Origin of the sequence: Mesorhizobium sp. M8A.F.Ca.ET.057.01.1.1, assembly GCF_003952565.1 — a bacterium.
Lineage (GTDB): Bacteria > Pseudomonadota > Alphaproteobacteria > Rhizobiales > Rhizobiaceae > Mesorhizobium.
The window spans coordinates 1051566-1075084 of record NZ_CP034454.1 but is presented as its reverse complement, the minus strand read 5'-3'; the positions used below and the strand labels follow the sequence as shown (position 1 = coordinate 1075084).

Here is a 23519-nt window from a genome sequence, read left to right as displayed (position 1 = left end):
GGCGAAATCGGAAGGGCGGTGTTCAAAACACCGCCCTTTTTGCATCTCCGATCATGACCCTTTCCGTGACAGCCCCCTCCGACGGCATTCACCAGACGACCGATGCCTGGCGACGCCAGACGTCGCTGCGCCGGTTCTATACGGTGCTCGGCGTCGGCCTGCTGCTTGCCGCGATGCTTTCCAGCATGTGGTTCGCCGACGAAGCCAATGCCGGGCATTTCTTTGACCGGCTGCCGCACATACTGGATTTCCTGAGCTGGCTGGTCCCGAAAGACTGGAACGACGTCTGGCGAGCACTGTTCGACATCGCCTCGCCGCATGATACCGGCACCCAGGAATTCAACTTCCCACTCGGCCGCGTCTATGTCTGGGGCGGTTTCTACGTCCCCGAATATTTCGAGCTGATGCTGACCACGGTGAACGTGGCGTTGGTTTCGACCTTCATCGGCTTCATCTTCGCGGTGCCTTTTTCCTTCATCGCGGCGCGCAACCTGACGCCCCATCCGGCATTGAGGCTGGTGGTCAAGCGTTTCATGGAATTGCTGCGTGCCTTTCCGGAAATCGTCATCGCCGGTCTCTTCGCGGCAATCGTCTCGACCGGTCCGATCGCCGCCATAATCGCCATCGGCCTGCATTCGATCGGCGCGCTCGGCAAGCTGTTCTACGAGATCAACGAGAACATCGACATGCGTGCCGAGGAAGGCCTGACGGCGGTCGGCGCCAACTGGTTCGAGCGGGTGCGCTTCGCCGACCTTCCGCAGGTGTTGCCCAATTTCGTGTCCTATACGCTGCTGCGGGTCGAGATCAACGTGCGGGCCTCGACCATCATCGGCGCCGTCGGCGGCGGCGGCATCGGCGAAGAGCTGAAGCTGTCCATCTCACGCGGCTTCGGCGCCAAGACGCTGGCGCTGGTGCTGCTGCTGTTCACGACCATCTTCATCATCGATCAGTTTTCCGCCTGGCTTCGCCGCAAGCTGGTCGGCGAACAAGCCTTTATGATGGGGGCGTAGATCATGGCGACCATGACCGCCGAGGAGATGCTGTCGATCGAGGCGCGCCACCCGCAGGTTTTCCGGCGCCCGGCATACAAGCGCTTCGGTCCGCTGCTCCTGTTCGTTGGCACTCTCCTCTATCTCCTCTATGCCTTGTGGTTCTTCAGCCTGCCGCAGGTGTTGCGTGAATCGCATTGGGAGCGACTGCCGCTCTTCCTGACGCAATGGATCAGCTACGATCTGCAACCGGAATTCCGTCTCGACCAGCCGGAGATCACGCCCAAATATCCGCGTTTCTCCGCACTGGGCGACAATCCCAATCCGGATTGGGTGATCAAGAATGCCGACGGGTCCTTCACCGTGCGGATCGACGGCCAGGCCAAATCCGTCACCTTCGACAAGACCTATGCGACGATAGTCGCCAATGGACAGACAGTGCCGGTGGCGCTGACCAGCGGCAAGCCGGTAGTCTCCGGCCCGGTGCCCGACTGGATGACGGTTCATGATGACGAGGTGGTCGCCAAGATGGGCTTTGTCGGCGAGGTGCGCGTCACCGTCGACCGGGTCAAGGTGCGCAAGCGCTTCCTCGGCTGGGCGAACTTCGTCTTCGACACACGCTCGCCCTTCTTCGGCAAATCAGCGGGGGAAGTGATTTCGCTGATCATATCGGGACCCGAACTGAAACCAGGCACCTCGAACCTCGCGCTGGCGGGCGACAACATCTGGAACAACGCCCAATGGCAGCACGGCGACGTCTGGACGAAGCTCCTGCAGACCATCGTCATGGCTTTCCTCGGCACGCTGCTCGGGGGCATCGTCGCCTTCCCGCTTGCCTTCTTCGCGGCGCGTAACATTACGCCAAGCGGCGTGCTCAGCCAGGTGCTCAAGCGCTTCTTCGACTTCATGCGCTCGGTCGACATGCTGATCTGGGCGCTGTTCTTCACCCGCGCCTTCGGCCCCGGCCCGCTGGCTGGCAGTGCCGCGATCTTTTTCACCGAGATCGGCACGCTCGGCAAAGTCTATTCGGAAGGTCTGGAGAACATCGACGACAAGCCACGTGAAGGGGTGCTTTCGACCGGCGCCAACGGCCTTTTGGTGCAGCGCTACGGTGTTATGCCCGAGGTGATCCCGATCTTCATCAGTCAGACCCTCTACCAGTGGGAATCCAACACCAGGGGCGCCACCATCATCGGCGCGGTCGGCGCCGGCGGCATTGGCCTGAAGCTATGGGAAGCGATGCGCACCAACTCCAATTGGGCCAACGTCTTCTACATGGTGCTGCTCATCCTGCTCGTCGTCTTCATCTTCGACAACATATCCAACTTCCTGCGCCGCAGGCTGAGCCGGACGATCCACGACTACAACAGGATCCAGGCCCAGCAGGGATAGTTTTGTGACGCCGAAGCGCAAGGCATCGCCTCGCCCGGCGCCAAAGGGTCGACCCCCACTCCGTCGAGCTTCGCTCGACACTTCTCCCCCGATCGACGGGGTAGAGGAAAGGCGCCAGGCTGTCCGAGGCGGCGCCCATCCTCCTTAGACCGAGGCTTTCTTCCTCTCCGGAGCCGCCAGGCTCCCTTTCCTCTCCCTCCGGAGGGGGAGAGGTGGCTCGGCGAAGCCGAGACGGAGTGGGGAACCACCTGGCAACCGTCGCGAACGCATTAGAAGATGGACCAGGCGTAGGGCGTCCTAAGCCGCCCTCTTCCATCCGTTCCTGATATGCTTGTACCCCTCGCGATAAACCGCTTCCGGCGTCTCGGAAAAATCGCGCCAGACTTTCGTTGCCGCCGCCAGTTCCTTCAGCGATCGCCCGAAAGCTTCGATCGTGAGCCAGTCGTCATAACCGCTCTTGCGGATGGCGGAAAATGTCTCTTTCCACGGGATGTTGCCACGCCCCGGTACGCCGCGATCGTTCTCCGAAATGTGGATGTGCACGACATTGCCGCGATGTTTCGTGTAGGCGCCGATCGGGTCGGCCTCCTCGATATTGGCGTGGAAGGTGTCGTACATCGCCTTGATGTGCGGCCGGTCGATGACGTCGACATGCTCCGACAAGTCGGCCATGGTATTGAGAAGGTAGCATTCGAAGCGGTTCAGCGCCTCCAGCCCGATGGTGACGTTCCTCTTGCCGGCATGGTCGCCGATGGCGCGCTGCGACGCGACGGAGCGTTTTTTCTCGGCGGCTGTAGGCCCGGTTCCGGAAAAGGCGCCCAGCGTCGAATGCAGCGGTCCGCTCAGCGTGCGGGCGCCAAGCGCATCGGCGCAATCGATGGCCCATTTCATGTAATCCACACCAGCCTTGCGCGTTGCCGCATAGGCCGAGATCAGGTTCATCGCCGGGTCGCCCATGGCTGAAACAGCGGTCCGCTCCAGCCCGATGCGGTCGAGCAATTCGCCCAGTTTCCGGTAGTCGTCCGGCCTGCCGGCGAAGATCGGTATCTCGACACCGTCAAAGCCGGTAGCCTTGATGTCGCGAAGCAGCGGCTCGTGCTTCTTCGACACCGCCGTCGTCCACAAGAACATGCACATGCCGATTTTCATCGACGCCCTCCCCCATTTTCAAGGCCGGCTGGTTGTTCCCGCCAGCTTCGCGCCAAGGCCCCCTCATCCGGCCGCTACGCGGCCACCTTCTCCCCGCGGGGAGAAGAGGTTGACGGCAGCTGCGCGGTCTCCTCTCGGGGCTCCCTCGTTATTCGTCTACAGCTTCGTCCACGCCCCGTTCTTCTTCGACGACTTCACGCAGGCTTCGATGAAGGCCATGCCCTCGACGCCGTCCTGAATGGTCGGGAAGACGACATCCTTTGCCGGCTTGCCACCTTTGCGGCGCGCCGCGCGGATGGCGCGTGCGGCCTCCTGGTAGATGTTGGCGAAGCCTTCGAGATAGCCCTCGGGGTGGCCTGACGGAACGCGGCTGACACGGCCTGCCACCGGCAACGCGCCGGCGCCGTTTCGGGTGATCAACTGTTTCGGCTGGCCGAACGGCGTATACCAGAGGTAGTTCGGATCGGCCTGCACCCATTCCAGCCCGCCCTTCGAACCGTAGATGCGCAGCTTCAGGCCGTTCTCATGACCGGGTGCCACCTGGCTCGCCCAGATCATGCCCTTGGCCGGATGCGTTTTTCCCGTCGGTTTGAAACGCAGCATGACGTTGACGTTGTCGTCGAGCAGCCTGCCCGGCACGAAGGCATCGAGATCGGCCGACAGGGAGTCGAGCTCGAGCCCGGAGACGAAGCGGGCAAGATTGTAGGCATGGGTGCCGATGTCGCCGAGCGCGCCGCCGGCCCCCGCCTGCTTGGGGTCGCCCCGCCATGCCGCCTGCTTCTGGCCGGTAGCGGCGAGGTCCTCGGTCAGCCAGTCCTGCGGATATTCCGACTGCACGATGCGGATGTCGCCGAGCACGCCTTTGGCCACCATTTCACGCGCCTGCCGCACCATCGGATAGGCGGTGTAGTTGTGGGTGAGCACGAACACCTTGCCGGTCTTTTCGACTATCGCCGCAAGCTTCTTGGCTTCGGCCAGCGTCGTTGCCAGCGGCTTGTCGCAGATCACGTGGATGCCTGCTTCGAGGAAGGCCTTGGCCGCCGGCACATGGACGTTGTTGGGAGTGACGATGGCCACCGCCTCGATGCCATCCGGGCGCTTCGCCTCGGCCTTGGCCATTTCCGCGTAGGACGCATAGCTGCGCGAGGGATCGAGCCCGAGTTCGGCGGCCGAGGCCTTGGCGCGTGCTGGATCGGATGACAGGGCGCCCGCAACGAGCACGAAATCATTGTCCAGTCGCGCCGCGATCCGGTGCACCGCGCCAATGAAGGCGCCTTGGCCGCCGCCGACCATGCCGTAGCGGATCGGGCCGCCTCCCGTTTCCGACTTCGATGCGCCAACCATATTTTTCTCCCTCGTATGAAATACCCTCCCCCAGGGGGAGCCGAAGCCGTGTCAAATTCCCATCATGGCGCGCAGCAGCTTCTTGTCCGTGGTGCCGGCGGCGAAATCGTCGAATGCCTTCTCGGTCACCCGGATGATGTGGTGCTGGATGAAGGGTGCCCCTTCGGCCGCACCGTCCTCGGGGTGCTTCAGGCAGCATTCCCACTCCAGCACAGCCCAGGAATCGTAATTGTACTGTGTCAGCTTGGAGAAGATGCCGCCGAAATCCACCTGCCCGTCACCAAGCGAGCGGAAGCGGCCGGCACGGTTCGTCCAGCTCTGGTAACCGGAGTACACGCCCTGCCGGCCGGTCGGATTGAACTCGGCGTCCTTGACGTGAAACGCCTTGATCCGCTCGTGATAGATGTCGATGAATTCGAGATAGTCGAGCTGCTGCAGCAGGAAGTGCGAAGGGTCGTAATTGATGTTGCAGCGCTTGTGGCCGCCGACGGCGTCGAGGAACATCTCGAAGGTGGCCCCGTCGAACACGTCCTCTGAAGGATGGATTTCGTAGCCGACATCGACACCATTGTCCTCATAGGCGTCAAGGATCGGCTTCCAGCGTTTGCCGAGTTCGCCGAAGGCTTCCTCGATCAGACCGGCGGGCCGCTGCGGGAAGGGGTAAAGGTAGGGGAAAGCCAGCGAACCGGTGAATGACACAGAGGCATTCAGCCCGAGATTGCGCGATGCCTTGGCACCGAACCTCATCTGTTCGACGGCCCATTCCTGCCGCGCCTTCGGGTTGTTGTGCACCGATGGCGGCGCGAACCCATCCATCTGCGCGTCATAGGCCGGATGCACCGCCACCAATTGCCCCTGCAGATGCGTCGATAGTTCGGTGATCTCGACCCCGGCGTCAGCGCAGATGCCCTTCACCTCATCGCAATAGGCCTTGGAAGAGGCCGCCTTCTTGAGGTCGAACAGGCGCGCGTCCCAAGTCGGGATCTGCACGCCCTTGTAGCCGAGACCGGCGGCCCATTTGGTGATCGACGCCAGCGAATTGAACGGTGCGGCGTCGCCCGCGAACTGCGCCAGAAACAGTCCAGGGCCCTTCATTGTCGTCGGCATCGGCATCCTCCTCATTTGTCGCGACCAAGCATAGCGCCGATTGGAAGCAGGGCCAGCCATTTTGGTCTTTTCGAACCAGGCGCCTTGCAGGCACGGCCATTCTGGTATTACCAAATAGTGGATTTTGGTCAAGCCTGACAATGTCACGGCAAAGCCCTCCGCATATCTAAAATATCGGCACATAACGCAATACAATCAATGTTGTAATTCACACAGGAAGTAGCGCTGCCACGCTTCTTGCCGTTCCAGGGAATTTGCTGTAGACCTCGCCTTAGGCCCAATTGGTCGAACCAGTTTGCGGGAAAAGGCTGGGGATGCCTTGGGGAGGAACCCTTGCGTCGTCTTTCGGCGATGCATGTCGCAGGCAAACCATACGGACGAATCTGGGAAGGACAGACCATGCATCTTTCGACGCACAACTGGATGCGCGCGGAACCCCTTGAGACGACGCTCAAGCGCATCAAGAAATTCGGCTATGAGTCGATCGAGATTTCCGGCGAGCCCGCGCAGTACAAGACCAAGGAGACGCGGGCGCTGCTGAAGGAGCATGGCATCCGCTGCTGGGGCGCGGTGACGCTGATGCTGGGCGAACGCAACCTCGCCGCCAGGAACCAGGGCCAGCGCGAGCGCTCCGTGCAATACGTCAAGGACGTACTGACGATGGTCAGCGAACTCGACGGCGAGATCATCACGCTGGTTCCGGCAACCGTCGGCAAAGTGGTGCCGGACGGCACCGAGGAAGAGGAGTGGAAGTGGGTCGTCGACGCGACCCGCGAATGCTTCACCCACGCCAAGAAGGTCGGCGTCAAGATTGCCGTCGAACCGCTGAACCGCTTCGAGACCTATCTGTTCAACCGCGGCGCACAGGCGCTGGCACTGGCCGATGCGGTCAGCCCCGAATGCGGCGTCTGCCTCGACGCCTACCACCTCCACATGGAGGAATTTAACGTCCATGACGCTATCCGGCAGGTCGGAAAGCGCCTGTTCGACTTCCATGTCGCCGACAACAACCGCTTCGCCGCCGGCCTCGGCCAGATCGACTGGCCCAGGATCGTCGCGACCTTGAAGGAAGTCGGCTATGACGGCGCGCTGACCAACGAGTTCGTCGCCCCGGTCGACCGCACGCCGGCGGCACCCTATCCCGAAATGGTCGAGCGCCACCCGGTCGATATCTCGCCCGAACAGCTGAAGTTCATCCAGGATCACGGTTCCAGCGTACTGACGGAGAAATTCTACACCGACCAGATGCGCATCACCGCCGAAACGCTGTTGCCGCTGATCAAGTAGTCGACCGCCTCTGGGAATTTGCCCTTCCGCCCTGGCCGGCGGCAGGGCTGGGGAAAAATATGCGCATCAAGACAGTCCAGGCCTGGTGGGTCCGCGTCCCGATCGAAGCCGCGAAGCAGCATCGCAGCGACTTCGGCCAGGTGACGACTTTCGACGCGGCCATCCTGCGCATCGAAACCGATGACGGGCTGGTCGGCTGGGGCGAAGGCAAGAATGCAGCCGGCAGCGCCGGCAGCTACGGCGCCCTCGTCCACATGCTGAACCAAGAGGTCGGGCCGCAATTGATCGGCCGCGATCCGGCCGATATCGGCGTCATCTGGGAAATGCTCTACAACGGCGTGCGCCACGAGAGTGCCGCCCACGCAGGCCACGCCATGCCGCAGTTGGCGCGGCGCGGCATGAGCGTCGCCGCCATCAGCGCCGTCGACATCGCGCTCTGGGACATCCTGGGCAAGTCGCTGGGCCAGCCGGTCTGGCGGCTCCTCGGTGGCCGTAAGGTCGATCGCATGCAGGCCTATGCCTCCGGTGGCTGGGCGTCGGCCGATGCCATCGGCGAGCAATTGAAATCCTATATCGCCAGGGCGGCTTCAAGGCGCTGAAGATGCGGGTGGGCGCCATGGATGGCGCGGCGCATATTTCCGCCGCTCGCGTGCGCGCCGCACGCCAGGCGCTCGGCCCCGATGTCGAGCTGATGGTCGATGCCCACGGAACCTATACGGTCGCGGAAGCCAAGCGCTTCATCCACCTCGTCGGCGATCTCGACCTCGCCTGGTTCGAGGAGCCCGTGATCGCCGACGACAAGCCGGGCATGGCCGAAGTACGCGCCGCCGGCGCCGTTCCGATCGCCACCGGCGAAAGCGAGGCGACGCGTTATGCCTTTCGCGACCTCGCCGTGCTCAAGGCCGCCGACATCTTCCAGCCGGACCCGGCCTTCTGCGGTGGCATCAGCGAGGCAATGAAGATCGGCACCATCGCGAGCGCCTTCAATTTGCGCTTTGCGCCGCATCTATGGGCCGGCGCGCCCTGCTTCTTCGCCGGGCTGCATGTCTGTGCCGCATCGCCTTCGAGTTTCACAGTCGAATATTCGCTCGGCGCCAACCCGATGATCCACGATCTGGTCGATGAGACTGTCGAAGCGAAGGACGGTATGATAGCGATCCCGGAAAAGCCCGGATTGGGATTCACCATTTCGGAGCGATTCCTGGAGGCGCACGCGCAACGCAATTGACGATGAAAGAAAACAACCTTCTCGCGGAACTCGCTGCCTATCTGTTCTCCCACTCGGACAAGGAGAGCGGCCGCACGCCTTCCGAACGCGAGCTGGCTGAGCATTTCGGCGTCAGCCGCGGCCAGATCCGCGAAGCGCTCGCCATCCTCGAAGCCATGCGCATCGTCGAGCGCCGCGCCAAATCAGGCATCTATATCGACACCAAACAGGCGAGCGTGGAGGCTCTGGCGCTGTTCGCACGCGCCGGCCTGCCGCTCGACCCCCTGCAGATTTATGAAACGGTCGAGTTGCGCAAGATCCATGAGATCAAGGCCGCGGAGCTTGCCTGCTCGCGCGCCACCGAGGAAAATTTCGAACGGCTGCGCGAAATCCTCAAGGCCTCCGAGGAGCGCATCGCCGCCGGCGAAGGCTTGGCCAAGGAGGACCGCGAATTCCACCTCGAAATCGTGCGCGCCACCAAGAACAGCGTCTTCCACAACATCTGCAGCGTCTACTATCTGATGGGCGAGCAGCGCCTGCCGATCTACTTCAACGATCCCGAACGCAGCGTGCGCTCACATGCCGAGCACGTGCAGATCTACGAGGCGCTGCTGCGCCGCGACGGCAATCTCGCCCAGGCGCTGATGAGCGCCCATCTGCAAGGCGCGGAAAGCTACTGGAAAGGCCTGATCGAGGGCGGCATGGCGGCTTCGCCGGCGGGCGCGGCGCTCGAAAAGGCCTGACCGTGTCCCAGACCGTGCCAAAGATCCTGTCGACCCATCCGCTGCACCCGCGCGCCTCGGCCAAGCTCGCCGGCGCCGGTCAGCTGGTGATCGCTTCGGCGCTGGACGCCGGCACATTGACCAGGGAGGCCAAGGATGCCGATATCGTCATCGTGCGGGCGCCGCTGCCGCCGGGGCTGTTCGAGGGCGCCTGGAAGCTGAGGGCCGCAATTCGCCATGGCGCGGGGCTCGACATGATCCCGATGGAAGCAGCAGCAGCTGCCGGCGTGCTGGTGGCTAACGTGCCGGCGGTCAATGCCCGCTCGGTCGCCGAACATGTCATGTTCACTGCCCTTGCACTGCTGCGGCAATTCCGTCGTGTCGACCGCGACCTGCGCGCCAAGGGCTGGCTTGCCGGCCGCGAGCATGCCAACTCCAACATCGAGCTCGCCGGCAAGACCATCGGCATCGTCGGCCTCGGCGCTGTCGGACAAGCCGTCGGGCATATCGCCGCGCACGGCTTCGACCTCAAGGTTGTGGCAACGACGCGCAGCATGCAGCCGGCGCCGGAAAAAGTCGGCTTCCTGTCGATCGACGCGCTGGTCGAGCAGAGCGACATCATCGTGCTCTGCTGCCCGCTGACGCCGGAGACGCGCGGCCTGATCAGCCGCGAGCGCATCACCCGCATGAAACCCAACGCACTGCTGATCAACGTATCGCGCGGGCCGGTGGTCGACGATGACGCGCTGATCGAGGCCTTGCGGGAGCGCCGCATCGGCGGCGCCGCGCTCGACGTTTTCTCGACACAGCCGCTACCGGCAAATCATCCCTATTTCGGCTTCGACAACGTCATCATCACCCCGCACATGGCAGGCATTACCGAGGAATCGATGATGCGCATGGGCATCGGGGCGGCCGGCGAGACCCTGCTGGTGCTGGCCGGCAAGCTGCCTGTCAATCTGCGCAATCCCGAAGTGGTCGATCATTACCGGCGGCGGTTTCCGGCCGGGATATAGCGCATCGCGGTTTCGCCCCAATTCTCCTCGAAGTTGAAGCCATGTTCGGTCTTCGCCTTGCAGTTCTGATTGTCGCAATTTCCTCCATTTGCACCTTGCCGGCATTCGCCGCGCCCGAGAGCAGCTATGTCTACTGCGACAACGGATTACGCTGCTTCAAGGCGCCCTGCCCGTCGAACAGCGCGCTCGACCTTGCCTCCGGCACGATCATCAAGGGCGTATCGATCGACACCAGCGGATTGCCCCAGGCCGACAAGGCGATAACCGATCAGTCCGACGTGCTTTATGGCGGAAAGATCGTCGTCAGAGGCTCGATCGAGCAGCGCACGCAGACCATCACCGGCAAGGATTACAGCCTGCCCTGGCTGGTCGCGACCCGCATCGTGCGCACCGCCAAGGACAGTGAGCGCAAGCATTGTTCATCGCATTGATCCATCATCTAGGACTTACTGCCGATCAACCACCCAGCAGCATCTCCACCGACGCGGCGATCCTCAACAAGCGGCGGTCATGGCCATTGCGCGCCACGAGCATCAATCCCATTGGCAGCGATGTTCTCGGCATCGGCAACGAGATCGCGCAGAGGTCGAACTGGTTGGCGACCTGCGTGTTGCGCAAAAGCAGGCCTTCGATGCGATCACGCAATTCGGCATCCTCGGCCAGGGAAGCGATGGTCGGCGCCGTCACCGGGGTGGTCGGCAACGCCAGCACATCAACCGACGCCAGCCGCTCATCCATGGCGGCGACCAGCGCGGCACGGCGGCGCAGCGCCCTGATGTAGATCGGGGCCGTCAGCATTGCCGCCCGCGACAAAGGCCCGCTGACATGCGGGTCGACCGGCACCGGTGCGCCGGTCGCCAGCCAGTCGGCATGCACTTCGGCGCCTTCCATGGCGGCGATCGAACCGCGCTTGGTAGCCGCACGCAATTCCGCGATCATGTCATCGATCGACAGATCCGCAATGTGCGCCCCGGCCTGTTCGATCCTGCCAAGACAATGCTCGAAGGCTGCGGCAACCTCGCCTTCCATGTCGCCGAAAAGAACGCCGCGCGGAATGCCAATGCGAAGCCCGGCGAGTGGAATGGCCGCCAATTCGTTCGGCACCTCGCCGGCCATCACCGCGTCGGCGGCTGCGCATTGCGAGACGGTTCGGGCGAGCGGCCCGACCGAGTCCAACGTGCCAGAAAGCGGAAAGGCGCCGGACAGCGGCACGCGCCGCGCAGTCGGCTTGAAGCCGACGACACCATTGAGCGCCGCCGGAATGCGGATCGAACCCCCGGTGTCGGATCCGATCGAGATGTCGCTTGTCCCCTCGCCGACAGACACGCCGGCGCCCGAGGACGAACCGCCTGGAATGCGCCTGGGGCCGACGGCATTGCCGGGCGTTCCGTAATGCATGTTGTCGCCGATCGCGGTGAAGGCGAATTCGGTCATGTTGGTCTTGCCGATGATGACCGCACCGGCCTGGCGCAGCCGGTTGACAATGGGCGCATCGCACTGAGCCGGCGCGGCGGTCTTGCGCATCAGCGAGCCCGCCGTGGTCGCTTCGCCGGCAACATCGAACAGGTCCTTGATCGAGACGATGGCGCCATCAAGTGGACCAAGCGTCACGCCTGCCTCACGACGGGCATCGCTGGCATCGGCCGCCACCCGTGCGGCTTCGGCGTAGAGCCTGGTAAAAACCTTCTCGTCGGCCGCACGATTGGCAAGACGTGACAGGATGATTTCGAGGCGGTCGCGGATTGATTGCATGTCGATGTCAGACTCCGCCAGAATACTACGTCTTTAAGGCAAGCAGCCGTTGGGCGTGCGGAAGGCATAACCCGGCCAGCGTGCCTTTGCACCTGCCAGCGATAGGAAGATACTGATGCTGTACAAAGGCAGCTGCCATTGCGGCAAGGTTGCGTTCGAAATCGAGGGCGAGATCGAGGGCGTCGTGCGCTGCAATTGCTCGATCTGCGCCCGCAAGGCTGCGCTGCTGTGGGCCGTGCCACATGACAAGCTTACACTCGTCGCCTGGGGCGATGATCTCGGCCGCTACACATTCGGCGAAGCGAAAATAGCACACCGCTTCTGCCGAACCTGCGGCATCCATCCCTTTGCCGAAGACATCAGCGAAAGCGGCGAACGCAGCGCCTACATCAACGTCAATTGCGTGACCGGTCTCGACCCGTCCACCTTGTCGATCTTCGACTTCGATGGGCGGTCGGCCTGAAGCAGTCCTGGGATGGTCTCGACGACAAGACCAGAACGCTGGCCACCGACGTTGCTAGAACTCCGGCCGGCGCCATCGAATTGCTGGTGGCGCTGTCGAAGGGCTATGGCGGCATCGAGTCCTATGCCGAAGGCCTGCTCGTCTTGCGCGAGGATCTGCGCGATCCCGTGCTCAGGGCGCGCGGCGCTACCTGGAAGGCATTCCTGTGCGCCGCACTTGCGGCCTGCTTCGCTGAAATCGACGACCCGCCACCAGACGTCGGCCTGCTGATGGCGTCGCATTGGCAAGGTGCGTTGCTATGGTGGAGCTTTGATCCGACGATCGAAGTGGCCGTCTATGTCGAGGACAGTCTCAACCGCTTCGTCGCCGCCGTCACAACGGCAACGGCCCGAAAACCGTAGTGGTTCTCGGGCCGTTGCCAGTGGTGGCTGTTGGGAGAGACTATTCGGCCTGCTTCGGGCCGCGCAGGAACACCACGATGGCAGCCAGCAGCGTTGCGATGCCGCAATAGGCAAAGGCGCTGGCGACGCCGGCATGGTCGACCAGGAGACCGCCAAAGACGGCGCCCATCGCAATCGCCACCTGGAAAGTCGCCACCATCAGGCCGCCGGCGCTTTCTGCCTGGTCGGGCGCTGCCCGCACCAGCCAGCTCTGCAGCCCGACCGGCACTGCGCCGAAGGCAAAGCCCCAGGCCGCGACGGCAGCGGCGGCGATCATGGGCGAAGCGCCGAGGACCAGCATCGAGGCGGCCGCCAATGCAATCAGCAGGGGCGCCAGCGCGACCGCTGCCTTGAGGTTGCCTTCGGCAAGGATGCCGCCGGCGATGTTACCGAAGAAACCGCCTATGCCGTAGGCCAGCAGCACCAGCGAGATCGTCTCGATGTTGAGCACCGGCACCTTCTCAAGGAAGGGACGGACATAGGTGAAGCCGGCAAAGTGCCCGGACGCGACCAGCAGCACGACCAGCAGGGCAACCCTGATCGACGGCCGCTCCAGCACTTCAAGCAAGGTGCGGAAGCTCGCGACCCCCACCGGCGGCAGTTTCGGAATGGTCGCCAGTTGCACCAGCAGCGCCAGCGCCCCGACGATGGTCGCGATCATGAACGCGGTGCGCCATCCCCAGATGTCGCCGACATAGGCACCGACAGGGGCGGCGGTGACGGTGGCAAGCGAAACGCCGGTCAGGATGATCGACATCGCCCGCGGCATCAGCCGCATCGGCACCAGCCGCAACGCCATGGCCGCCGACATGGCCCAGAAGCCGCCAAGGGCCACGCCGAGCACGACGCGGGCCAGCAGAAGCATGGGCAGCGATGAGGCAAAGGTGGCGAGAAGGTTGGACAGGATGAGGAACGCGGTCAGCATCCACATCACCAGCCTGCGGTCCATGCGCCTTGTGATGATGGCCATGGTGGGAGCGGCGATGGCACCGACGATGGCGGTTGCCGTCACCGCTTGCCCTGCAACGCCTTCGCTTACGCTGAGATCGCGCGCCATCGGCGTCAGCAGGCTGGCGGGCAGGAACTCGGCGGTGACCAGACCGAAAACCCCAAGGGCGAGCGAGACCACTGCACCCCACGCCGGTTCGGTTCGTTCATCGGATTCGGCGGGGTCGAGAAGTGCGGCGTCAATGGCGCCTGTCGCGGGTTCGGCCATGGTCAGTCTCCGATCTGTTTGCGGCGCCACATAGAAAACAACCGGCTCCGGCTCCGCCCGTTACATGCTTGCCGTCGTGGCTTGGCTATGCGGCCGGTCTTCGGTTTGTTTGCAGCGCAGCATCTGGCTGCAGTGCAACATGGGAGTGACGAGTTGGAGCTTCCATGCTAGAAACGCCGGAATGAATTACAATTCGTCCAAAATGGCGCAGCCGACTTCTGGTGATCCGCTGACCGACATGCTGCGTGGATTACGGCTCGATGGCGTCGAGTATGGCCGCTGCGTGTTGGGCGAGCCCTGGGCCGTTTCCTTCCCCGCACAGAAGGCGGCCCGGTTTCATTTCATCGGCCAGCAGGGCTGCTGGCTGTTCTCACCGGCCAAGGAGTGGATCGAACTCTCCGTAGGCGACGCGCTTTTGATCCCGCGCGGCGACGCGCATGTCCTGGCCAGCGCGCCCGGCGTGCCCCCGGTGCCGATCGGCCGCTACACGATCGAACCGGTGTGCGAGAATATCTACGACGTCTCCAACGAGTGTGGCGGCCCCAAGACCCTGCTTTTTTGCGGCAGCATGCATTTCAATCTCGATGGCTCGCACCCGCTGCTCGACATGATGCCCAACCTGATGCAGGCGCATAAGCTGATGGCGAACGCACCGGGCATTCGGCATCTGCTCGACGCGATGGCCGGCGAAGTGACGATGGACCGGGTCGGCTCCGGCGGGATCCTTGCCCGCCTTGCCGATGTGCTCGCTGCCACGATCATCCGCTCCTGGGTCGAGAACGGCTGTGGCGATGCTACCGGCTGGATCGCGGCCGTCCGCAATCCCGACGTCGGCAAGGTGCTCGCGACCATCCACCTGCAGCCGGATCGCGATTGGAGCGTCGAGGCACTGGCGCGGATGATGGGAGCATCGCGCTCCGCCTTTGCCCAGCGCTTCGCCACAGTGGTCGGGGAGACGCCGGCCAAATATGTCCTGCGCGTGCGCATGCACCAGGCCAGGCAATGGTTGGCCCGGGATGGCATGAGGGTATCGGTGGCGGCGGCGAAACTGGGCTATGATTCGGAAGCATCCTTCAGCCGCGCCTTCAAGCGGGTGATGGGCGTGGCGCCGAGCCATCTGCGCCACATTGGTGCCGGCGAAGAGCCGTCCTGACGTCAGGCAGCCAAATCACGCCAATCCTTCCCGGCTGGAGGAATTGCCAGGTCTTTTGGACGCAGACGGAATGCGTGATCCTGTTGATCAACGACACGCCTTACGAGACCTACCTGCCGAAATAGCCGCGCCTTATGACGTATGCCGCAAGCTGACACCACTGCCCTTGTCGAACAGCACCACCTTGTCGGGGTTCCAGGCAAAGCGCACCGGCTGCTCGATCGCGACGTCGGTCCTGGCCGGCACCGTGGCGCGCAGGGTTGTATCGCCGACCCGCAGCGTCAAGATCTTTTCCACGCCATGGTTCTCGACGTCGTGGACACGCGCCTCGACCGGTGCGCCGCTTTCCAGATACACATCCTCCGGACGGATGCCGAAGACGAGCGGGCGACCCTCGGTCGCCCCGCTCGCCTTGGTTCCCCTGCAAACGGCAGTTCGAAATTCAATGGCGCCATCACCGCGCGGCCGTTCACCAGCCTGCCGTCGATGAGGTTCATCGGCGGCGAGCCGACGAAGCTCGCCACGTAGGTGTCGCGCGGATTGTTGTAGATCTCGTGAGGCGTGCCGGTCTGGATGATGCGGCCGTGGTTGAGCACGCCGACTTTGTCACCCATCGACATCGCCTCGATCTGGTCGTGGGTGACGAACAGGAAAGTAGCGCCGAGCTGTATCTGCAGGTTCTTCAACTCGGTGCGCAGCGCCTCGCGCAATTTGGCGTCGAGCGCCGACAGCGGCTCGTCCATCAGGAAGACGCGCGGCCTGCGCACGATGGCGCGGCCGATCGAAACGCGCTGCATCTCGCCGCCGGACAGCCGGTCGGTCTTGCGGTCGAGCAGGTGCTCGATCCGTAGCGTGCGGGCGGCGCGGTCGACGCGGTCCTTGATCTCGGCGTCGGGTCCTCCAGTCAAGCCGGAGTATGACGGCGTGAGAGTTGAGAGGGCGACGCACACCGACCGGCGCGGACCGGCGCGAGCGCGACGTGCCGGATAGCGTCAGCTGCTGATCATCGCGCTGTCTTGTTGAGAGCGGTGACGACCAGCGCGAGAATCACCGCCGCGGCGGCGATTTCCCACACGAAAGCCTGCTTGTAGAAAGGCGGCGTGGCGAGCTGCGCCTTGCCGGCGAGAGTGTTGGGGTCCGGTGGATTGAGGAAGAAGACGCCGTAGAGATGCGCCGCCGTGATCGAAACCAGCAGCACAATGCAGAAGACCAGCGCCACGACCAGCGCTACGGTCACCACACTGCGCACCTTGACGCCCGGCTGGGCCAACGGCAGCAGGTTGTTGATGAGTCCGGCAAGCACCACGAGACCGCTGCCGACCGCGTACAGGCCGATGGAAAAGGGTTGGAAGATCAGCACCAGCGCCATGACGCCGAGGCCAATGATGAAGACCTCGAGGCAGTACGCGCCGGCCCGGCTCATGCCGGAAGAACTGTCGCTCATGACCGCACCGCCTTTCCGGCGTCATCGAAGACATGGGTTTGCCTGGCATCGGGGCGTAGATTCAGCGCCTCGCCGACCTTGACCCGCTGGCTTCTCGTCACCACGACGCGGATGTCGGCGCCTGCCGCCGTGCGGGCATGAATAAGGGTTTCGGCGCCCATGGGCTCGATGAGCTCGGCCCGGGCGGAGATGGTGCCACGGTCCCCCGTATCGGTCGCGGTGAAGGCGCGGGGGCGGACACCGATCGTCACCTTGCCGGGCTGCAGGCGCGCGACCGCCGCGTCCGTGCGGATGGCCAGATTAATGCCGGCCACGGTCATCTCCGCCGTGCCATCGGCGAAGGTCTTGAGGTCGGCCTCGAGAAGATTCATCTGCGGCGTGCCGATAAAGCTCGCCACAAAAGCATTGGCGGGCTTGGCAAAAACCTCGTGCGGTGAGCCGACCTGCTCGATCAAGCCGTCCTTCATGATGGCGATGCGGTCGGCCATGGTGAGCGCTTCGAGCTGGTCATGGGTCACGATTACGGTCGCTTTGGAGAGGCCCTGCAGCACTTCCTTGATCTGGCCACGCATGCTCTGGCGCAGTTCGACATCGAGACGCGACAAGGGTTCGTCGAAGAGGAAGCAATTGGGGTCGCGGACGATTGCGCGGGCCATGGCGGCGCGCTGCTTTTCGCCCTCGGATATCTGGTTCGGCAGCCGGTCGAGAACGTGCTCCAAGTGAAGGATCGCGGCGACGCGGTTGACGCGGGCAGTCCGCTCAGCCCCGGAAATGCCGTCATGATAGAGCGGGAAGGCGATGTTCTCGCCGACCGATGCCGACGGGTAGAGCGCGTAGAACTGGAACACCATGGCGATGTCGCGCTTTTCGGGCGGCAGCTTGTTCATCACCTTGCCGGCGATGACGACCTCGCCGTCAGTGACGCTTTCCAGCCCGGCGATGACGCGCAGGGTCGTCGTCTTGCCACAGCCGGACGGGCCGAGAAGGCAGACGACCTCACCGGCGGCCACCGACAGGTCAACGTCCTTGACCGCGGTGAAGGAGCCGAAACGCTTGGTGACTTTGCGGAGTTCGATGGTTGACATCTCAGCGCTTCACGGTGCCGAAGGTAACGCCGCGCAACAGATGGTTTTGCAAGAAGAAGGTGACCAGGAAGACTGGGACGAGGAACAGGGTTTCGATGGCGGCAAGCAAAGTCCAGTCGGTGCCGCGTCCACCCGACGACACGGCCTGGTTCATGGCGACCGGGACCGTCCTCGTGTCGGGCCCCGAGAGCAACAGGGCAAAGAGGAACTCGTTCCAGGTGAGGATCAGGCCGAACACGAACGTGGCGGCGAGCCCGGCAATGACCTGGGGCAGGCAAATCTTGAAGAACACCCGCAGTCCGGACGATCCGTCGATGCGGGCGGCATCCTCGACGTCTGGCGACAATTCATCGAAGAAGCTCTTCATCATCCAGATGGTGAAGGCCAGGTTGAAGGCGGTGTAGAGCATGATGATGCCGAGATACGAGCCCGACAGGCCCACTACGCGGAACATCAGGATCACCGGAATGATCACCACAATCGCCGGCAGCATGCGCGTGGTCAGGATGATGAACAGGTAGGTGTCATTGCCTTTCAGCGGATAGCGCGAGAAGCCGAAGGCGGCCAGGGTGCCGATGACCAGCGCCAGCAGCACCGACGCCGAGGCGATGAAGATCGAGTTGAAGAAATAACGGTCGAATCCTGTCGCTTCCGGGGCACCGTCCGGCGTCATCGAGCGGGAAAAGACGGACCCAAAATTTTCGAGCGTGGGCTTGAACACAAAATGGTCCGGAATCAAGCCGAACAGCGACGTGGGCGACAGCGTCGGAGGCACCAGGAGCGCGTCGCCCTGCGGTTTGAAGGCGGTGAATATGATGAACAGCACCGGCAGAAAATAGATAAAGGCGACGACGGCCACGCCGAGCGTCCGCCCCCAGCCGGCCTTGTCTACTCCGCTGGCCCTGCCGAAGCCGAGCTTTCCCAATATCGATTCGGCCACGGGTCAGGCTCCCTTCGTACGGCGGTTTGCGAGGTACAGGTAGAGGTTGGTGAGAACGATCACCATGAACAGCATCAGATAGGAGATCGCCGCGCCCTCACTCGTCTTGTTCTGCTCGTTGGCGATGCGGATCAAGTGATAGGAGATCGTCAGTGTGTCGTTGCCGCCCTTGGTGAGGAGGATGACGAGATCCGCCAGCTTGAATGCCTCGATGGTGCGGAAGAGAAGAGCCAACATCAGTAGGCCGCGGATGTAGGGGAAGGTGATCATCCAGAATTGCCGCCAGCTGGAAATACGGTCGATGGCAGCGGCCTCGTAAAGGTATTTCGGCACCGAGACGAGGCCCGCCAGCACAAGGAGCATGACGAAGGGCGACCACATCCATGCGTCGGCGAAAACGATTCCCGCCACGGCACCGACTTTGTTGCTCATCAGGATGAACTGGTTGCCGGAGATGGAATTGATGACGTAGCTGAGAATCCCGAATGTCGGGTCATAGTAGTAGGTGAAGAACACGCCAGAGGCGACAACCGAAAGCATCATCGGTGTCAGCACCAGGATCAACAAATACTTGCGCAGCGGAAATTGCTTGGCGAACAGGATGGCCAGCAGAAAGCCGACGATCATCTGCGCGGAGACGGTGAAGACGACGAACATGGCGGTATTGATCAGCGCGCCCCAAGTCGCGTGAGCAGCGAGATCGTTGGTAAGGATCCGGACGTAGTTCCCGAGTCCGACGAAGCGGATCGTCTGCTGGTTTGCCTGGTAGGCGAAGAACGAAAGGCCCAGCGACCACAGCAGGGGGAAGATATTCATCACAAACAGAACGGCGATTGCCGGAGCGACCAGCAGGGCGCCGAAGTAGTGGCGGCGATACGCGTTGACGGTAAATGCGACCGCGACCAACGCCGCCGCGGCGCCCACTACCCAGAAGGAGACAGCCGCCGGCAAGCCCGCCATTGACATGGCCGACACGACGACAGCGACAGAGATGGCGAGTTTCCAGTTGTGGGCAACAACCGCGGTAAGGCGTGGTGTCGGCAGAGTGCTTGAAACAGCGGTCATGAGAGTCCGAAATATGGAGCGCGTGACGTGGCAATGATGGGGAGCGGCTTTTGCCCGCTCCCCGCAGCTATGTCGGAAGGTTACTGGATAAGGCCAGCGTTCTTCAGGAGGTCCTCCTGGAACTTGGCGATGTTATCCAGGGTGGTCTTGGCGTCCTGCTTGCCAGTGATTGCTAGGTCGTACTGGTCCTGCTGCTGGGTGAGCAGTTCGAAGAACTGCGGCACGTGCCACATGTCCTTCTGCCAGTCGAGCGAGTTCGCCCAAGCCCGGTCCCACGGACGATAGGTCGCGTATTTCGGATCGCTGTAGACCGACTTGATCGCGGACTGGCCGCCGGCGGCGGCGAACTGGTGCTGGATATCGGGCGAGAGCCACCACTTCACGAAGCCCACCGCTTCCGTGATTTGCTCAGGCGTCGTCCAGGTGGTGAGAACGAAAGGCTGTCCGCCGATCTGTGACGTACGATTCACCTTGCCGTCGGGGCCGCGCAGGCCTGGCGCCAATCCGAACACCAGCTTGTCGGCAACCTTCGACGTCTTGGGATCGAGCGAGGCTTCGCCGAGGCCGATCCAGTCGATGTTCATGGCCACCTTGCCTTCACGGAACAACTGGTCCGAGACGAAGATGTCCATGGTGCCGGTCTTGACCACCGGCGGCATGTACTTCAGCAATTTGAGGAAATGCTCCATGCCCTCGATGGACTTCGGGGAGTTTACGACGCCTTCGGCATGTCCGGTCGGGGCCTTGGTTTCATCCCAGATGCCGCCGCCATGCTCCCAGACGAACGTGTGGACCGAGCTCGTCGAGAAGTCGTAGCCTTTGCCTGCCTGATAGGCGATACCGTAGAAATCGTCATCCAGCACCTGGCCGGCGAGCTTGTCGCCCTTCTTGCGCTGGAAGAATTCGCCAACATGCTCGAACGTGTTCCAGTCCATGGCGTCGATTTCTTCGCCGGTGCAGGGCAGCTTCTCATTGTACTTCGCCTTGAAGGCGGCCTGCTCGTCGGCGTTGCAGAGCACATCCTTGCGGCCGTAGGTGACCAGCACGTCGGGGAACTGCGGGAAGCCGTAGTAGTTCGGCGTGCTGTTGGGATAGGTCGAGTAGGCGTTGAGCACGGCGGGATGCATCGACTCCATCGTCGCCTTGAGTTCCGGGTCGGCATCAATCAGATCGTTGATCTTGCGGAAGTAGCCGCCTTCGACGAAGGCGCCCAACCACTGCGAGTCCGACACGATGAAGTTGTACTTCTTTTCGCCCGAGGTCAACGAGGCGTTGACCCGGGTGTAGAAATCCGGCCACGGAATGAAGTCGACATCGAGCTTCACGGTATTGCCAGACTTGGGCTTGTACTGCTCGTCGAAGAACTTCTTCATAATACGGGTCGGGGGCCAATCCGGCACGGCCATCGTCAACGTCACTTCTTTGGCAGAGGCATAGGTCACGCCTCCCACCAGTAGCGTGGCAGCGAAGCTTGCGGCTATAGCTAGCCCTTTCACTTTGGTCATCGCCGGCATTCGTGTTTCCTCCCTTGGTTTACCGGATTGCTTCTCGCCGTTCGCGTCAGGTCATTGCCTGGCCGCTCATGGCGCGGAAGACGTGGATTTTCCTGTTATCGATGGCGATCGATGCCGAATCGCCGGTCCTGATGCTGGCGGCGATCGCTTCCGGCAGCACCATGCGCAACATCTCGCCGCCGGCCTCGACCGAGACGATCGTGATGTCGCCGAGCGGTTCGACCAGACGCACCTTCGAGGCAACCCCGGCTTCGCCCTTTGCGGCGAGCCGAATGTCGCTCGGGCGAATGCCGATCAGCGCGGCCTCGCCAGCATCGGCAGTCTTTGGCGCCGTCGCCGGAACCAGAGTCCCGAGCGGCGTGTCGAAAGACCTGGTGTCGGCGCGCACCGAGGCAGTGAACAGATTCATGTGCGGCGAGCCGATCTTGCTGGCGACATAGGTATGGATCGGCTGCTCGTAAAGCTCGTCCGGCGTGCCGATCTGGACGATGCCGCCATCGCGCATGACGGCGATCGTCTCGCCCATCGAGAGAGCCTCAAGCTCGTCGGGCGTGGCATAGATCACGGTCATGCCGAACTGGCGGTGCAGCCGCTTCAGCTCGGCGCGCGTCTCGTGCCGAAGCTTGGCGTCGAGATTGGTGAGCGGCTCATCGAGGAGAAGAAGCTTTGGCCGGCGGATCAGGGACCGGCCGAGCGCGACGCGCTGCTGCTCTCCGCCGGACAGGGTTGCCGGCTTGGCCTTCAGGCGGTGTGTCAGCTTCAGGATCTCGGCGGTCTCGTTCACCCGCTTGTCGATCTCGGCGCGCGCGGCTTTCTCCTCGCGCAGCGGATAGGCGAGATTGTCGTAGACCGTGAGGTGGGGGTAAAGCGCGAAAGACTGGAAGACCATCGAGATGCCGCGGCCGGCGATCGGCGCATGGGTCATGTCGCGGCCGCCGATCTCAAGCGTGCCGGAGCCGGCCCGGACGAGGCCGGCGATAGTGCGCAGCGTCGTCGTCTTGCCAACCGAGCTCGGCCCGAAGAGTACGAAGAAGCGGCCTTCGTCGACGGCGAAGCTCAGGTCGTTGATGGCGCGCACGGATCCATAGGCCTTGCTGACCCCATCGAGGCGCAGCGCAATCCCCTTGCCGGCACTGGCGCGAGGCGACGTCTGCGTCACGATGCGCCACCTCGTGCGGACGGAACACGCACCATCCGTGTGATCCTGCCGAAATGGACTGCGGCTGTCATTCCCGATCCGCCTTCTCTTTCCTAATCTGGTATTACCAATTGTGAATGCCCGTCAAGCCCTTTCTTGAGCAATGATGCCGGACAAAGCCGGCGAATTCCAGACTTATCCACCTGTTTTCTCTATATTTTCCTACTCATTGATACGCTTTGGCCCTGTGCGGACTTTTGCATTGGAATTATTCTCGGTAGTCGACATGCAAATCTGGTAGAACCAGATAAGCGCTATTTCTGTGTCGTTGCCAGCATATCGACGGCCGACTCGGCGATCGCCGCGCGCACCAGCGCACGCGCCGCCCATTGCGCGACCGACATCGTCCGGCGGCTGTCCAGCCCCCATATATCCTTGAGCACGATCAGCACCTCCACGCCGAAGATCAGCGACAGCGCCTGCGCCAGCCGCTTGAAGTCGCGCGGCGGCAAGCGGCCCTTGAGAGGCGCCAGCGCCTCCTTCAGCAATTCGACCCGATGGCCGCGCGTGAAGGCCGGCTCGCCGCCCAGCGTGCCCGCCTGACGCCGCGCCCATTGATCAAGCGACAACTTCAACGCTGCCTTGAATGTGGCCTCGAAGGCCTCGATGCGCGGCATGGCCGTATCGAACAATTCGGCCACGCGGCGCTCGGCATCGGTGGCGGTGGATTTCCAGGTGAGGATCGGCCCGAGCCCCTCGTCGACGACCGCCTGCACCAAGGCTGCCTGGCTCGGAAAATAGCGATAGGCGGTGGCGCGGGACACTTGCGCCGCCTCCGCCACTTCGCTGACCGACGGGGTGACACCCTCCTGCATCAGCCTTGTCGCCGTCTCCAGCATCAGTCGTTTCGTACGCGCACGGGGTCCGCGCTCGGCTCTTTCACCGGTATCGTCGTTCGTTGCGGGTTGTTGACGTGAGACATCCATACCAATACGATACGCGCGTCTCAAAAAATTGCAATGGGCAGCCCATCGCGACCCTGGCGATGAGACACACGCATCGCAGCCGCCGGGATTGGGGACCTTGATGAAGCGCG

At 62.9% G+C, this 23519-nt stretch carries 21 protein-coding genes and 2 pseudogenes; 10 read left to right on the top strand and 13 right to left on the bottom strand.

The window, feature by feature from the left end:
- The first annotated feature begins 53 nt into the window (after positions 1–53).
- Positions 54–1010 carry a phosphonate ABC transporter, permease protein PhnE gene (phnE, locus tag EJ077_RS04685; protein ID WP_208700004.1) on the top strand — a complete coding sequence of 319 codons (957 nt, stop codon included), beginning with the start codon at positions 54–56 and terminating at the stop codon, positions 1008–1010.
- A gap of 3 nt (positions 1011–1013) precedes the next feature.
- Positions 1014–2381 (top strand): phosphonate ABC transporter, permease protein PhnE, encoded by a 1368-nt coding sequence (gene phnE / locus EJ077_RS04680; RefSeq protein ID WP_208700002.1) that lies wholly within the window; start codon positions 1014–1016, stop codon positions 2379–2381.
- A 297-nt stretch (positions 2382–2678) separates the two neighbouring features.
- Here the strand turns inward: phnE (EJ077_RS04680) and EJ077_RS04675 are convergent, their stop codons facing one another.
- The 3 genes from EJ077_RS04675 to EJ077_RS04665 form a co-directional block, all read right to left on the bottom strand.
- Positions 2679–3530 carry a sugar phosphate isomerase/epimerase family protein gene (locus tag EJ077_RS04675; RefSeq protein ID WP_208700000.1) on the bottom strand — a complete coding sequence of 284 codons (852 nt, stop codon included), beginning with the start codon at positions 3528–3530 and terminating at the stop codon, positions 2679–2681.
- Positions 3531–3686: 156 nt separating this feature from the next.
- On the bottom strand, positions 3687–4874 hold the full coding sequence (locus EJ077_RS04670) for a Gfo/Idh/MocA family protein (RefSeq protein ID WP_208699998.1): 1188 nt from the start codon (positions 4872–4874) through the stop codon (positions 3687–3689).
- 51 nt (positions 4875–4925) lie between these two features.
- Entirely contained in the window at positions 4926–5981 is a 1056-nt protein-coding gene (locus EJ077_RS04665) for a sugar phosphate isomerase/epimerase family protein (protein ID WP_208699996.1), read from the bottom strand.
- Positions 5982–6380: 399 nt separating this feature from the next.
- On the opposite strand from EJ077_RS04665, the gene EJ077_RS04660 reads away from it, so the two are divergent.
- The 5 genes and pseudogenes from EJ077_RS04660 (at position 6381) to EJ077_RS04640 (ending at position 10644) form a co-directional block, all read left to right on the top strand.
- The gene (locus tag EJ077_RS04660; protein ID WP_208699994.1) at positions 6381–7268 is read left to right on the top strand and encodes a sugar phosphate isomerase/epimerase family protein; all 888 of its coding nucleotides are present in this window, start codon (positions 6381–6383) and stop codon (positions 7266–7268) included.
- A gap of 59 nt (positions 7269–7327) precedes the next feature.
- Positions 7328–8496, top strand: a pseudogene (locus EJ077_RS04655) (mandelate racemase/muconate lactonizing enzyme family protein).
- 2 nt (positions 8497–8498) lie between these two features.
- Positions 8499–9218, top strand: a complete 720-nt coding sequence (locus EJ077_RS04650; protein WP_127281234.1) for a FadR/GntR family transcriptional regulator — start codon at positions 8499–8501, stop codon at positions 9216–9218.
- A gap of 14 nt (positions 9219–9232) precedes the next feature.
- The gene (locus EJ077_RS04645; protein WP_208702903.1) at positions 9233–10213 is read left to right on the top strand and encodes a hydroxyacid dehydrogenase; all 981 of its coding nucleotides are present in this window, start codon (positions 9233–9235) and stop codon (positions 10211–10213) included.
- Positions 10214–10254: 41 nt separating this feature from the next.
- Positions 10255–10644: a hypothetical protein gene (locus EJ077_RS04640; protein WP_208699992.1), complete on the top strand. Its 390-nt coding sequence runs from the start codon at positions 10255–10257 to the stop codon at positions 10642–10644.
- Between the two features lie 25 nt (positions 10645–10669).
- On the opposite strand, the gene EJ077_RS04635 is transcribed toward EJ077_RS04640, so the two are convergent.
- On the bottom strand, positions 10670–11965 hold the full coding sequence (locus EJ077_RS04635; RefSeq protein WP_208699990.1) for an amidase: 1296 nt from the start codon (positions 11963–11965) through the stop codon (positions 10670–10672).
- A 115-nt stretch (positions 11966–12080) separates the two neighbouring features.
- Here EJ077_RS04635 and EJ077_RS04630 point away from each other — a divergent pair, with 115 nt between their 5' ends.
- Entirely contained in the window at positions 12081–12428 is a 348-nt protein-coding gene (locus tag EJ077_RS04630; RefSeq protein WP_208699988.1) for a GFA family protein, read from the top strand.
- A complete protein-coding gene (locus EJ077_RS04625) occupies positions 12365–12829 on the top strand; it encodes a TetR/AcrR family transcriptional regulator (protein WP_245458634.1) in 465 nt (154 codons plus the stop codon). The genes EJ077_RS04630 and EJ077_RS04625 overlap by 64 nt, the downstream gene beginning before the upstream one ends.
- Before the next feature lie 40 nt (positions 12830–12869).
- Here the strand turns inward: EJ077_RS04625 and EJ077_RS04620 are convergent, their stop codons facing one another.
- Positions 12870–14084 (bottom strand): MFS transporter, encoded by a 1215-nt coding sequence (locus tag EJ077_RS04620; protein ID WP_208699986.1) that lies wholly within the window; start codon positions 14082–14084, stop codon positions 12870–12872.
- Positions 14085–14265: 181 nt separating this feature from the next.
- Between EJ077_RS04620 and EJ077_RS04615 the strand changes: the two genes are divergently transcribed.
- A complete protein-coding gene (locus EJ077_RS04615) occupies positions 14266–15237 on the top strand; it encodes an AraC family transcriptional regulator (protein WP_208699984.1) in 972 nt (323 codons plus the stop codon).
- Between the two features lie 132 nt (positions 15238–15369).
- Here the strand turns inward: EJ077_RS04615 and EJ077_RS04610 are convergent.
- The 8 genes and pseudogenes from EJ077_RS04610 to EJ077_RS04575 form a co-directional block, all read right to left on the bottom strand.
- Positions 15370–16124: pseudogene (locus tag EJ077_RS04610) on the bottom strand (ABC transporter ATP-binding protein); the annotation flags it as partial.
- Between the two features lie 116 nt (positions 16125–16240).
- Positions 16241–16681 carry a hypothetical protein gene (locus EJ077_RS04605; RefSeq protein ID WP_032931773.1) on the bottom strand — a complete coding sequence of 147 codons (441 nt, stop codon included), beginning with the start codon at positions 16679–16681 and terminating at the stop codon, positions 16241–16243.
- The gene (locus EJ077_RS04600) at positions 16678–17766 is read right to left on the bottom strand and encodes an ABC transporter ATP-binding protein (RefSeq protein ID WP_208699983.1); all 1089 of its coding nucleotides are present in this window, start codon (positions 17764–17766) and stop codon (positions 16678–16680) included. The genes EJ077_RS04605 and EJ077_RS04600 overlap by 4 nt, the downstream gene beginning before the upstream one ends.
- A 1-nt stretch (position 17767) precedes the next feature.
- Positions 17768–18706, bottom strand: coding sequence for a carbohydrate ABC transporter permease (locus tag EJ077_RS04595; protein ID WP_208699981.1), 939 nt, complete (start codon positions 18704–18706; stop codon positions 17768–17770).
- Between the two features lie 3 nt (positions 18707–18709).
- A complete protein-coding gene (locus tag EJ077_RS04590; RefSeq protein ID WP_208699979.1) occupies positions 18710–19771 on the bottom strand; it encodes a carbohydrate ABC transporter permease in 1062 nt (353 codons plus the stop codon).
- Between the two features lie 80 nt (positions 19772–19851).
- Positions 19852–21276: an extracellular solute-binding protein gene (locus EJ077_RS04585; protein WP_245458633.1), complete on the bottom strand. Its 1425-nt coding sequence runs from the start codon at positions 21274–21276 to the stop codon at positions 19852–19854.
- Between the two features lie 55 nt (positions 21277–21331).
- On the bottom strand, positions 21332–22444 hold the full coding sequence (locus tag EJ077_RS04580; protein WP_208699975.1) for an ABC transporter ATP-binding protein: 1113 nt from the start codon (positions 22442–22444) through the stop codon (positions 21332–21334).
- 293 nt (positions 22445–22737) lie between these two features.
- Complete coding sequence (locus tag EJ077_RS04575) at positions 22738–23409, bottom strand: TetR/AcrR family transcriptional regulator (protein WP_208699973.1); 672 nt, start codon at positions 23407–23409, stop codon at positions 22738–22740.
- Positions 23410–23519: the final 110 nt, after the last annotated feature.

Excerpts from the sequence above, each read along its gene's own strand:
- EJ077_RS04660 (WP_208699994.1), top strand. The coding sequence starts at position 6,381 with ATGCATCTTTCGACGCACAACTGGATGCGCGCGGAACCCCTTGAGACG.
- EJ077_RS04635 (WP_208699990.1), bottom strand. The coding sequence starts at position 11,965 with ATGCAATCAATCCGCGACCGCCTCGAAATCATCCTGTCACGTCTTGCC.
- EJ077_RS04590 (WP_208699979.1), bottom strand. The coding sequence starts at position 19,771 with ATGACCGCTGTTTCAAGCACTCTGCCGACACCACGCCTTACCGCGGTT.
- EJ077_RS04600 (WP_208699983.1), bottom strand. The coding sequence starts at position 17,766 with ATGTCAACCATCGAACTCCGCAAAGTCACCAAGCGTTTCGGCTCCTTC.
- EJ077_RS04640 (WP_208699992.1), top strand. The coding sequence starts at position 10,255 with ATGTTCGGTCTTCGCCTTGCAGTTCTGATTGTCGCAATTTCCTCCATT.
- EJ077_RS04575 (WP_208699973.1), bottom strand. The coding sequence starts at position 23,409 with ATGGATGTCTCACGTCAACAACCCGCAACGAACGACGATACCGGTGAA.
- EJ077_RS04585 (WP_245458633.1), bottom strand. The coding sequence starts at position 21,276 with ATGACCAAAGTGAAAGGGCTAGCTATAGCCGCAAGCTTCGCTGCCACG.
- phnE (WP_208700002.1), top strand. The coding sequence starts at position 1,014 with ATGGCGACCATGACCGCCGAGGAGATGCTGTCGATCGAGGCGCGCCAC.
- EJ077_RS04630 (WP_208699988.1), top strand. The coding sequence starts at position 12,081 with ATGCTGTACAAAGGCAGCTGCCATTGCGGCAAGGTTGCGTTCGAAATC.
- EJ077_RS04650 (WP_127281234.1), top strand. The coding sequence starts at position 8,499 with ATGAAAGAAAACAACCTTCTCGCGGAACTCGCTGCCTATCTGTTCTCC.
- EJ077_RS04615 (WP_208699984.1), top strand. The coding sequence starts at position 14,266 with ATGAATTACAATTCGTCCAAAATGGCGCAGCCGACTTCTGGTGATCCG.
- EJ077_RS04670 (WP_208699998.1), bottom strand. The coding sequence starts at position 4,874 with ATGGTTGGCGCATCGAAGTCGGAAACGGGAGGCGGCCCGATCCGCTAC.
- EJ077_RS04620 (WP_208699986.1), bottom strand. The coding sequence starts at position 14,084 with ATGGCCGAACCCGCGACAGGCGCCATTGACGCCGCACTTCTCGACCCC.
- EJ077_RS04605 (WP_032931773.1), bottom strand. The coding sequence starts at position 16,681 with ATGAGCGACAGTTCTTCCGGCATGAGCCGGGCCGGCGCGTACTGCCTC.
- EJ077_RS04665 (WP_208699996.1), bottom strand. The coding sequence starts at position 5,981 with ATGCCGACGACAATGAAGGGCCCTGGACTGTTTCTGGCGCAGTTCGCG.
- EJ077_RS04675 (WP_208700000.1), bottom strand. The coding sequence starts at position 3,530 with ATGAAAATCGGCATGTGCATGTTCTTGTGGACGACGGCGGTGTCGAAG.
- phnE (WP_208700004.1), top strand. The coding sequence starts at position 54 with ATGACCCTTTCCGTGACAGCCCCCTCCGACGGCATTCACCAGACGACC.